Annotated in this window: 11 protein-coding genes; 2 read left to right on the forward strand and 9 right to left on the reverse strand. The window is 70.8% G+C overall.

Features of this window, described 5'->3' with window-relative positions:
- The 4 genes from EFK10_RS26165 to EFK10_RS52785 form a co-directional block, all read right to left on the reverse strand.
- Positions 1 to 266: NAD(P)H-hydrate epimerase (locus EFK10_RS26165; RefSeq protein WP_322973405.1), on the reverse strand; the 266-nt coding region annotated here is incomplete at its 3' end.
- 150 nt (positions 267 to 416) lie between these two features.
- Entirely contained in the window at positions 417 to 785 is a 369-nt protein-coding gene (locus tag EFK10_RS26170; protein ID WP_127358125.1) for a holo-ACP synthase, read from the reverse strand.
- Positions 782 to 2629, reverse strand: coding sequence for a glutamine--fructose-6-phosphate transaminase (isomerizing) (gene glmS, locus EFK10_RS26175; RefSeq protein ID WP_127358126.1), 1848 nt, complete (start codon positions 2627 to 2629; stop codon positions 782 to 784). The genes EFK10_RS26170 and glmS overlap by 4 nt, the downstream gene beginning before the upstream one ends.
- Positions 2630 to 2682: 53 nt before the next feature.
- Positions 2683 to 2910, reverse strand: coding sequence for a hypothetical protein (locus EFK10_RS52785; RefSeq protein WP_322973406.1), 228 nt, complete (start codon positions 2908 to 2910; stop codon positions 2683 to 2685).
- Here EFK10_RS52785 and coaA point away from each other — a divergent pair.
- On the forward strand, positions 2870 to 3835 hold the full coding sequence (gene coaA, locus EFK10_RS26185; RefSeq protein WP_127358132.1) for a type I pantothenate kinase: 966 nt from the start codon (positions 2870 to 2872) through the stop codon (positions 3833 to 3835). The two genes, EFK10_RS52785 and coaA, sit on opposite strands and share 41 nt — an antisense overlap.
- Before the next feature lie 133 nt (positions 3836 to 3968).
- Here the strand turns inward: coaA and glmM are convergent, their stop codons facing one another.
- The 4 genes from glmM to EFK10_RS26205 all read right to left on the reverse strand — a co-directional run bounded on the left by glmM (position 3969) and on the right by EFK10_RS26205 (position 8439).
- On the reverse strand, positions 3969 to 5327 hold the full coding sequence (gene glmM, locus EFK10_RS26190) for a phosphoglucosamine mutase (protein WP_127358127.1): 1359 nt from the start codon (positions 5325 to 5327) through the stop codon (positions 3969 to 3971).
- Between the two features lie 154 nt (positions 5328 to 5481).
- Positions 5482 to 6000 (reverse strand): 30S ribosomal protein S9, encoded by a 519-nt coding sequence (gene rpsI / locus EFK10_RS26195; protein WP_127358128.1) that lies wholly within the window; start codon positions 5998 to 6000, stop codon positions 5482 to 5484.
- Between the two features lie 41 nt (positions 6001 to 6041).
- Positions 6042 to 6494 carry a 50S ribosomal protein L13 gene (gene rplM, locus EFK10_RS26200; RefSeq protein ID WP_127358129.1) on the reverse strand — a complete coding sequence of 151 codons (453 nt, stop codon included), beginning with the start codon at positions 6492 to 6494 and terminating at the stop codon, positions 6042 to 6044.
- Between the two features lie 325 nt (positions 6495 to 6819).
- Entirely contained in the window at positions 6820 to 8439 is a 1620-nt protein-coding gene (locus tag EFK10_RS26205) for an ABC-F family ATP-binding cassette domain-containing protein (protein WP_127358130.1), read from the reverse strand.
- Between the two features lie 212 nt (positions 8440 to 8651).
- Here EFK10_RS26205 and EFK10_RS26210 point away from each other — a divergent pair, with 212 nt between their 5' ends.
- Positions 8652 to 9671: a hypothetical protein gene (locus tag EFK10_RS26210; protein ID WP_127358131.1), complete on the forward strand. Its 1020-nt coding sequence runs from the start codon at positions 8652 to 8654 to the stop codon at positions 9669 to 9671.
- An 80-nt stretch (positions 9672 to 9751) separates the two neighbouring features.
- Here EFK10_RS26210 and EFK10_RS26215 read toward each other — a convergent pair whose 3' ends face one another.
- Positions 9752 to 10123, reverse strand: coding sequence for a transposase (locus EFK10_RS26215; protein WP_206305594.1), 372 nt, complete (start codon positions 10121 to 10123; stop codon positions 9752 to 9754).
- Between the last annotated feature and the right edge of the window lie 176 nt (positions 10124 to 10299).

Genomic DNA, 10299 nt, shown 5'->3' on the forward strand with positions numbered 1-10299 from the left:
CGGTGCGCCCGCTCCGGCGCGAGCAGCACAGCCGTCACCCCCGCGCCCCGCCCGGCCAGCCGCGCCCCCGCATAGAGCGCGTCCCCGCCGTTGTCCCCGCTCCCGGCCAGCACCACCACCCTGGCCCCATACGCCCCGCCCAGCGCCGCCACACACGCCGCCGCGAGCCCCGCGGCCGCCCTCTGCATCAACGCGCCTTCCGGCACCCTCTCCATGAGCGCCCTCTCGGCGCCCCGTACGGTCTCAACGCTGTACGCGTGCCTCATGGTCCCCCATTCAACCGCGCCGCCGGCAGCCGTGCCTGGTTGAGGTCTCGTCCGGCCTGCGGGCCGGTGGCCGGCAGGCCGGACGAAACCGGCAGCCGCCCCCGACCAGCCCACGAGCCGGACGCGAAAACGCGCGCCTGGCACAGGCCCTCACGCCTCCGCGATGACCACCGCCGACGCGACTCCCGCGTCGTGGCTCAGCGACACATGCCACGACCGCACGCCCAGCTCGGCGGCCCGCGCCTCGACCGTCCCCCGTACGACAAGCCGCGGTTGGCCGGAGTCCTCGGTGACGACCTCCGCGTCCGTCCAGAGCAGCCCGGGCGGCGCGCCCAGCGCCTTGGCCAGGGCCTCCTTCGCCGCGAAGCGGGCCGCCAACGAGGCGACGCCCCTGCGCGCGCCGCCCGGGAGGTAGAGCTCGGCGGGTACGAAGAGCCGGGCGGCCATGCCGGGCGTACGTTCCAGGGCGGCTGCGAAGCGGTCGATCTCGGCAACGTCAATGCCGACGCCGACGATCACTCCACCGTCACCGACTTGGCGAGGTTGCGGGGCTGGTCGACGTCGTTGCCGCGTGCGGTCGCGAGCTCGCAGGCGAAGACCTGCAGCGGCACGGTGGCGACCAGCGGTTGCAGCAGCACCGGCGTGGCGGGGATGCGCACCAGGTGGTCGGCGTACGGAACGACCGCCTCGTCGCCCTCCTCGGCGATCACGATGGTGCGGGCGCCGCGGGCGCGGATCTCCTGGATGTTGGACACGATCTTGTCGTGCAGGATGGACCGCCCGCGCGGCGACGGCACGACCACGACGACCGGCAGATCCTCCTCGATCAGCGCGATCGGCCCGTGCTTGAGCTCACCCGCCGCGAAGCCCTCGGCGTGCATGTACGCCAGTTCCTTGAGCTTGAGCGCGCCCTCCAGCGCTACCGGGTATCCCACGTGCCGCCCCAGGAAGAGGACCGTCTTCTTGTCCTTGAGCGAACGCGCCAGCTCCCGTACCGGCTCCATCGTCCCGAGGACCTCCTCCACCTGCCGGGAGACGCCGGACAGCTCGCGCACCACCGCGACGATCTCGTCCCCCCACTTGGTGCCCCGCACCTGCCCCAGATACAGGGCCACCAGATAGCAGGCGACGACCTGCGTCAGGAAGGCCTTCGTCGACGCCACCGCGACCTCGGGCCCGGCATGCGTGTAGAGCACGGCATCGGACTCCCTCGGAATCGTCGAGCCGTTCGTGTTGCAGATGGCCAGCACCTTCGAGCCCTGCTCGCGTGCGTGCCGCAGGGCCATGAGGGTGTCCATGGTCTCGCCGGACTGGCTGATGGCGACGACCAGGGAACGGGGGTCGAGGATCGGGTCGCGGTAGCGGAACTCACTGGCGAGTTCGACCTCGCAGGGGATCCGCGTCCAGTGCTCGATCGCGTACTTGGCGATCATTCCGGCGTGGAAGGCGGTGCCGCACGCCACGATGACGATCTTGTCGATCTCCCGCAGCACCCCGTCGGGAATCCGCACCTCGTCGAGCGTCAGCCGGCCACTCGCGTCGATCCGCCCGAGCAGCGTGTCGGCGACGGCCTTCGGCTGCTCGGCGATCTCCTTGAGCATGAAGTAGTCGTAGCCGCCCTTTTCGGCGGCCGAGGCGTCCCAGTCGACGTGGTACGGACGTACGTCGGCGGGCTTGCCGTCGAAGTCGGTGACCGTGACGCGGTCGCGGCGCAGCTCGACGACCTGGTCCTGGCCGAGTTCGATGGCCTCGCGGGTGTGGGCGATGAACGCGGCGACATCGGACGCCAGGAAGTTCTCCCCCTCCCCCACGCCCACCACCAGCGGGGAGTTGCGCCGGGCGCCGACGACGACGTCGGGCTGGTCGGCGTGGACCGCGACCAGCGTGAAGGCGCCGTCGAGGCGTCGGCAGACCAGCCGCATGGCCTCGGCCAGGTCGCCGCAGGACGAGAAGTTCTCGGCCAGCAGGTGTGCGACGACCTCGGTGTCGGTCTCGGAGCGCAGTTCGTGGCCCCGCTCGGCGAGCTCGGCCCGCAGCGAGGCGAAGTTCTCGATGATGCCGTTGTGGACGACGGCGACGCGGCCGGCGTTGTCGAGGTGCGGGTGGGCGTTGGCGTCGGTGGGACCGCCGTGGGTGGCCCAGCGGGTGTGGCCGATGCCGGCGAGGCCGGTCGGCAGGGGGAGCTCCTCCAGGACCTTTTCGAGGTTCGCGAGCTTGCCGGCCTTCTTGGCGGCGGCGAGCCCGCCGTCGGCGAGAACGGCGACACCCGCCGAGTCGTAACCCCGGTATTCCAGGCGCTTCAGCCCGGCGATGACCACGTCGAGGGCGGACCGGCCGCCCACGTATCCCACGATTCCGCACATGGGGGACAGCGTAGGCCGTCCCGGCTCGCCCTCAGTAGCCCGTCGGCGGCACGTCAGATTCGCGCCCGGTAGGCCCGCATCGCCAGGGGGAAGAACACCACCGCTATCCCGGCCGCCCAGAGCAGCGACCACAGCGCGGGCGTGGCCACCGGGCCGCCGGCCATCAGTCCGCATACGGCGTAGGCGAGCCGGGTGACGGGACGCTGACACCGCCTGCGCAACAATGGGCCCGTGCCGCCGATGATGACCTCCGCCCAGCCGACCCCGTTCGTGGACCTCACCCGTGCCGAGTGGAGCGCCCTGCGCGATCGCACCCCGCTCCCGCTGACGGCGGAGGAGGTCGAACGGCTGCGCGGCCTGGGCGACGTGGTGGACCTGGACGAGGTCCGCGACGTCTACCTGCCGCTGTCCCGGCTGCTCAATCTCTACGTCGGCGCCACCAGCGGCCTGCGCGGCGCCCTCAACACCTTCCTCGGCGACGCGGGCAACGGCCACGGCGCCCAGTCCGGCACCCCGTTCGTCATAGGCGTCGCGGGCAGCGTCGCGGTCGGCAAGTCCACCGTCGCCCGTATCCTCCAGGCCGTGCTGGCCCGCTGGCCCGAGCACCCGCGCGTCGAACTGGTCACCACGGACGGCTTCCTGCTGCCCAAGGCCGAGTTGCAGGCGCGCGACCTGATGTCGAGGAAGGGCTTCCCCGAGTCGTACGACCGCCGGGCCCTCACCCGCTTCGTCGCCGACGTCAAGGCGGGCAAGGACGAGGTCAGCGCGCCCGTCTACTCCCACCTCATCTACGACATCGTCCCCGGCGAACGCCTCGTCGTCCGCCGCCCCGACATCCTCATCGTCGAGGGCCTCAACGTCCTCCAGCCCGCCCTCCCCGGCAAGGACGGCCGCACCCGGGTCGGCCTCGCCGACTTCTTCGACTTCAGCATCTACGTCGACGCGCGCACCGAGGACATCGAGCAGTGGTACCTCGCCCGCTTCCGCAAGCTCCGCGAGACCGCCTTCCAGGACCCGCTCTCGTACTTCCACAAGTACACCGAGGTCTCCGAGGAGGAGGCGATGGCCTACGGCCGTCACACCTGGCGCGCCATCAACGAGCCCAACCTCCGCGAGAACGTGCTCCCGACGAGGGGGCGCGCCTCGCTCGTCCTCCGAAAGGGCCCCGGCCACAAGGTCCAGCGCCTGTCGCTGCGCAAGCTTTAGCCTCCACCCCTGGGTTGGGGAGTAGGCCGTCCTCCCCCAGCCCGGGGGTGGACGGTGACCCCCAAGGCGGGACGGGCTGGCCCAACCCGGCCACGGACGCGAGGCCGCCCCACCTATTCGTTCGCGCGGCCTCTTAACCCAGCGTCGACTTCACGACGTCGGCGAGCCGCCCGGCCACCGACCGGGCGTGGTCGATGTCAGCGGCCTCGACCATGACCCGTACGAGCGGCTCAGTGCCCGAGGAGCGCAGCAGCACGCGTCCGGTGGTGCCCAGTTCGGCCTCGGCCTCGGCGACGGCCGCCGTGAGCTCGGGCGAGAGGCCCACCCGGGTCTTGTCGACGTCGCGCACATTCACCAGCACCTGCGGCAGCCGCTGCATCACGCCGGCCAGCTCGGCCAGCGGGCGTCCGGTGGCGGCGACGCGGGCGGCCAGCAGCAGCCCGGTCAGGGTGCCGTCGCCGGTGGTGGCGTGGTCGAGGATGATGACGTGGCCGGACTGCTCGCCGCCGAGCGCGTAGCCGCGGGCCTTCATCTCCTCCAGGACGTAGCGGTCACCGACCGCCGTCTGGATCAGCTCGATGCCCTCGCGCTCCATGGCCAGCTTGAAGCCGAGGTTGGACATGACCGTGCCGACGACGGTGTCCTTGCGCAGGTCGCCGGCCTCCCGCATGGCCAGGGCCAGTACGGCGAGAATCTGGTCGCCGTCGACCTCCTCGCCGGCCGCGTCCACGGCGAGGCAGCGGTCGGCGTCGCCGTCGTGGGCGATGCCGAGGTCGGCGCCGTGCTCGACGACGGCAGCCTTGAGAAGGTCGAGGTGCGTTGATCCGCAGCCGTCGTTGATGTTGAGGCCGTCCGGCTCGGCGCCGATCGTGACGACCGTGGCGCCGGCCCGGGTGAAGGCCTCGGGCGACACGCGGGCGGCGGCGCCGTGCGCCTCGTCCAGCACCACGGTGAGCCCGTCGAGGCGGTTCGGGACGACGGTGAGCAGATGGCCCACGTACTCCTCGAGGCCCTCCTCGTAGTCGCGGACCCGGCCCACGCCCGCCCCGGTCGGCCGGTCCCAGGGCGCGCCGGTCCGGTGCTCGTCGTATATGGCCTCGATACGGTCCTCCAGCTCGTCGGCGAGCTTGTGACCGCCCCGGGCGAAGAACTTGACGCCGTTGTCCGGCATGGCGTTGTGGCTCGCGGAGAGCATCACGCCGAGGTCGGCGCCCAGCGCGCCCGTGAGATACGCCACCGCCGGGGTGGGCAGCACCCCGACCCGCAGGACGTCCACGCCCGCGCTCGCGAGGCCCGCCACCACTGCGGCCTCCAGGAACTCTCCGGACGCCCGCGGATCCCGCCCCACCACGGCCACCGGCCGGTGGCCCTCGAAGGTGCCCGCCTCGGCGAGCACATGCGCTGCCGCGACCGACAGCCCGAGCGCCAGCTCGGCCGTCAGATCGGCGTTGGCGACGCCGCGCACACCGTCCGTACCGAAGAGTCGTCCCACAGTGCATCCTCCGAGTGTGTGCCGTGCCGGTCCGGCTCGATCCCGGCTCCTGGTCGTCCCCCAGGTACCCCAGATATACGCCTGCCCCTGAAACACGTACGCCCCGGAGGCGCACAAAGTGCCTCCGGGGCGTACGGCGCAAAAGCGAGCGGGATTAGCGCTTGCTGTACTGCGGCGCCTTGCGGGCCTTCTTCAGACCGGCCTTCTTGCGCTCGACCGTGCGGTCATCGCGGGTGAGGAAGCCGGCCTTCTTGAGCAGCGCGCGGTTGTTGTCCGTGTCCGCCTCGTTCAGCGCACGGGCCACGCCCAGGCGCAGCGCACCGGCCTGGCCGGAGATGCCGCCGCCGCTGATGCGGGCGAAGACGTCGTAACGGCCGTCGAGCTCAAGGATCTTGAACGGCTCGTTGACTTCCTGCTGGTGCACCTTGTTGGGGAAGTAACCCTCAAGGGTGCGACCGTTGACCTTCCACTTGCCGGTGCCCGGGACGATCCGGACGCGGGCAACGGACTCCTTGCGGCGGCCGGTGCCGGCAGCCGGCTGCGGGTCGCCGAAGCGGCCCGCGAGCGACTCGGAGGTGTACTCCTCCGGGATGTCAATGTTCTCGACGATCTCTACGATCTCGACAACCTCGGCGTCTTCGACGACGACGGCCTCGGGGGTGGTCTCAGCCACGATTCTCCTCAGATTGCTTTCTGTGATGTTGGTGGCTGGGACTAGCCCTGCGCGACCTGAGTGATCTCGAACGGAACCGGCTGCTGCGCGGCGTGCGGGTGCTCGGAGCCCGAGTACACCTTCAGCTTCGAGAGCATCTGACGGCCCAGGGTGTTCTTGGGGATCATGCCCTTGATGGCCTTCTCGACGGCCTTCTCCGGGTTCTTGTCCAGCAGCTCGTCGTAGCGGACGGACCGCAGACCACCCGGGAAGCCGGAGTGGCGGTAGGCGAGCTTCTGGGTCCGCTTGTTGCCGGACAGGTGCACCTTGTCGGCGTTGATGATGATGACGAAGTCACCGGTGTCAACGTGAGGCGCGTAATACGGCTTGTGCTTGCCCCGGAGGAGGTTCGCTGCCTGGGTGGCCAGACGGCCCAGGACAACGTCCTGCGCGTCAATGACGTGCCACTGGCGCTGGACATCGCCGGGCTTGGGGCTGAACGTACGCGCGGTCATAGCCTTCGCTTCTTCAGTGAGTGAGTCCTGACAAGGCCACCCGGACGATCACGACAGCCTTGTCGCCTGCGGTGACGCATACCGCAGGACGAACGCTGGTCATCGGCCCGGTGGACCGGCGTAGCGGCCTCTCACGTGAGAACGAGCAAGCCAATACGCATAACGAAATAGCAGAATAGCCGCCCCGCGGGGGCGGGGTCAAAACGGTGCGGTGCCCTCGGCGGGCAGCAACCCGGCAAACCCAGCCCGTGGGGTCCCCCAGCCGAAGGCTGGGGGACCCCACGGGCAGAGCCGCTGGTTTCGGGAAGGGGCGAAGTGGGGGAATCTACCGCTCCCGCGCCACACGCGCCTCATCCCACACCGGCTCCGTCGCCTCACGCACCGTACCGTCCGAACCGAAGACCAGATAACGGTCGAAGGAGCGGGCGAACCAGCGGTCGTGGGTCACGGCCAGCACCGTCCCGTCGTAGGCCTCCAGGCCGTCCTGGAGGGCCTCCGCCGACTCCAGGTCAAGGTTGTCCGTGGGCTCGTCCAGCAGCAGCGCGGTGGTGCCCTGGAGCTCCAGGAGGAGGATCTGGAAGCGGGCCTGCTGGCCGCCGGAGAGCTGGTCGAAGCGCTGGTCGCCCTGGCGTTCCAGCTCGTACCGCCGCAGGGCGCCCATCGCCTTGCCCCGGTCGCGCGCGTGCTCGGTCCACAGGATGTCGACCAGGGTGCGGCCGAGCAGCTCGGGGTGCGCGTGGGTCTGCGCGAAGTGCCCGGGCACGACCCGCGCGCCGAGCTTCCAGGTCCCCGCGTGCTTCACCGGCTCGCCGGCCAGCAGCCGCAGGAAGTGCGACTTGCCGGAGCCGTTGGAGCCGAGGACCGCGACGCGCTCCCCGTAGTAGACCTCCAGGTCGAACGGCTTCATCAGCCCGGTCAGCTCAAGCCGCTCACAAGTGACCGCCCTCACACCGGTCCTGCCACCCGCCAGCCGCATCGAGATGTTCTGCTCGCGCGGCGGCTCCTGCGGCGGCCCGGCGTCCTCGAAGCGCCGAAGCCGGGTCTGGGCGGCGTGATAGCGCGACGCCATGTCGGGGCTGATGGCGGCCTGCTGGCGCAGCGTGTGCACCAGCTTCTTCAGCTTCGCGTGCTCCTCGTCCCAGCGCCGCCGCAGCTCCTCGAAGCGCGCGAAGCGCTCCTTCCGGGCCGCGTGATACGTACCGAAGCCGCCGCCGTGCACCCACACATCGCTGCCCGCCGGGCCCGGCTCGACGCTGACGATCTTCTCCGCCGAGCGGTCCAGCAGCTCCCGGTCGTGCGACACGAACAGCACGGTCTTCTTGGTCTGCCGCAGCTGCTCCTCCAGCCACCGCTTGCCGGGTACGTCCAGGTAGTTGTCCGGCTCGTCCAGCAGCAGCACCTCGTCGGTGCCGCGCAGCAGCGACTCCAGCACCAGCCGCTTCTGCTCACCGCCCGACAGCGTCTTGACCTCGCGCCACTGCGCCCGTTCGTACGGAACGCCCAGCGCGGCCATCGTGCACATGTCCCAGACCGTCTCGGCCTCGTAACCCTGCGCCTCGGCCCAGTCGCCGAGCGCGTGCGCGTACGCCATCTGCGCCGGCTCGTCGTCCTGCGCCATGATCGCCAGCTCGGCGGCGTCCACCGCCCTGGCCGCCTCCCGGATCCGCAGCGGGGCCACCGACACCAGCAGGTCCCGCACCGTCCGGTCGTCCCGCACCGACCCGACGAACTGCGGCATCACACCCAGCCCGCCGCTCGCCGTCACCGCGCCCCCATGCGGCTTCAGCTCCCCGCTGATCAGCCTCAGCAGCGTCGTCTTCCCCGCTCCGTTCGCCCCGACCAGGGCCACCGCGGCGCCTTCCCCCACCCGGAACGAGACGTCGCCGAGCAGCACCCGCCCGTCCGGCAGGTAGTACTCCAGATGTGCCGCCTCAACATGTCCCATGGGTGTGGATTCTCGCCGGGCACGCGCGTGCGGCCAAACTGGTTTTCGCTCAGGGCCTGGCCAGGTCGATCTCCGTGGGGAAGGAGCGGGGTCTGGTGCGTGCGATCGCAAGGCGGTGGGGGCGCCCCCAGCCTTCGGCCGGGGAGTGCCCCCAGTGCCAGGGCACGCGACGCCACGGAGATCCACCGGCCAGGCCCTATAGAATCCGCGCCATGACTGAAGGGCCACAGCAGCCGCACAACCCCCAGCAGGGCCAGCAGGGTTGGCAGACCCCGCCGGCAGCGCCTCAGCAGCCTCAGGTGCTCCGCGGCAATGTCGTCGGGGAGCCGCAGCAGTCCCAGGCGGCACCGTCCTGGAACGCGCCCGCCGACTGGGCGCCGCCGATCCCCGGGCAGGGCACGCGGGGCCCTTCCGTGCAACCCGCGCCCTTCGCGTCGGCCGAGCCGGACTGGTCCGCGCTGGCCGACCAGTCGGAGGCCCGGGCAAGGCGGCGGAAGCTGCTCTTCGTCGGGGGCGGGGCACTCGCGGTGGCCGCGATAGCCGGGATCGTCGCGACGGCCGTCGTCAGCTCCAACCACAAGAAGCCGGTGGCCTCCCCCACCGCCACCGCAGCCACCACCGAGGCGCTGCCGCCCCAGCCGTCCTTCCCGTCGGTGACCCCCGCCCCGACGTACAACGCGCTGGACTTCATCTCCACGGCCAAGAAGGACACCGCCCCGCTCAGCGTCAACACCCTCTTCCCCGAGAAGAAGAAGCTCTCCTGGGCCCAGGGCGCCCGCACCTACACCAAGACCGCCTCCGTCGGCACGAACTCCTGCACCTCGGCCGCCTCCGGCACCCTGGGCGCGATCCTGAAGAAGTACGGCTGCTCCCACCTCTTCCGCGTCACCTACGTCCGCGGCACCGTCGCCGTCACGGTCGGGGTGGCCGTCTTCGACGACGCCGCCCACGCCGACCAGGTCAAGCAGCACGCCAACGGCTACGTCCTCCCCCTCGCCGGCGGCGGCCAGGCAGCGTTCTGCCGCGCGACGTCCTGCCGCCTGACCACCAACGCCAAGGGCCGCTACGCCTACTTCACCATCGCCGGCCTCAGGAACAACCAGGCCGTCACCGACTCCGACACCGTCGCCCGCCAGGCCGGCACCGACGCCGGCGCCTACGCCTTCAGCCGCATCGTCCAGCGCGGCCAGGACGCGGTGGCCTCGGCGGCCGCATCACCGCCGTCGAGCTGAGCCGAGCGGCCGGCAGCTAAGAGATATCCCGTAATCGTGGACGGGGGCGCTTCCCTGTGGTGGGTGGGCCTTACGCCCGGTCAGCGGATGTCGAGTTTCAGGTTGTGGAGCGCGGCGACGCCGGCGACGGCAAGGTTGATGCCGGATCCTCTGCGGCGGCATTGACGGAGAATCTGGTTGTCTTTGAGGCGGGCGATGGTCTGTTCGGTGACGACGCGGCGTTTGCGGAACCGGCAGTAGTTGCGGTCTTTGATGATGCGGGCGCTCGGTCCTCGGCGCGGGCTGCGGATGCGGTCGGTGCCGCGGTAGCCGCCGTCGCCGGAGATCCTCGGATGCTCGGGTAGCGATTTTCCCAACGTTTCACGGAACACGACAACGTCGTTTGTGTTCCCGGCCACGCGGCGCCGACCGCGACGACTGCCCGGCACACGATCGGCACGTTCACGCTGCACCGGTGGTTCCTCGACTTCGCCGTGAACTTATGGTCGTGGACGGGGATCAGCGTGCCGTCGACCAGCCACAGCTGCCTGCGGTGGGTCGGCGGCGGGCCCGGGAGTTGCGCGAGCGGTTCGGCGAGGCGATCCATGACGCGGTGCACCGCGGAGTCGGAGATGCCGAACAATGCCGC

The sequence above is a fragment of the Streptomyces soli genome, assembly GCF_003999195.1.
Lineage (GTDB): Bacteria > Actinomycetota > Actinomycetes > Streptomycetales > Streptomycetaceae > Actinacidiphila > Actinacidiphila soli.

Coding starts and splice junctions, on each gene's coding strand:
- EFK10_RS26205 (WP_127358130.1), bottom strand. CDS start 8,439: ATGGGACATGTTGAGGCGGCACATCTGGAGTACTACCTGCCGGACGGG.
- rplM (WP_127358129.1), bottom strand. CDS start 6,494: ATGACCGCGCGTACGTTCAGCCCCAAGCCCGGCGATGTCCAGCGCCAG.
- EFK10_RS26210 (WP_127358131.1), top strand. CDS start 8,652: ATGACTGAAGGGCCACAGCAGCCGCACAACCCCCAGCAGGGCCAGCAG.
- coaA (WP_127358132.1), top strand. CDS start 2,870: ATGATGACCTCCGCCCAGCCGACCCCGTTCGTGGACCTCACCCGTGCC.
- glmS (WP_127358126.1), bottom strand. CDS start 2,629: ATGTGCGGAATCGTGGGATACGTGGGCGGCCGGTCCGCCCTCGACGTG.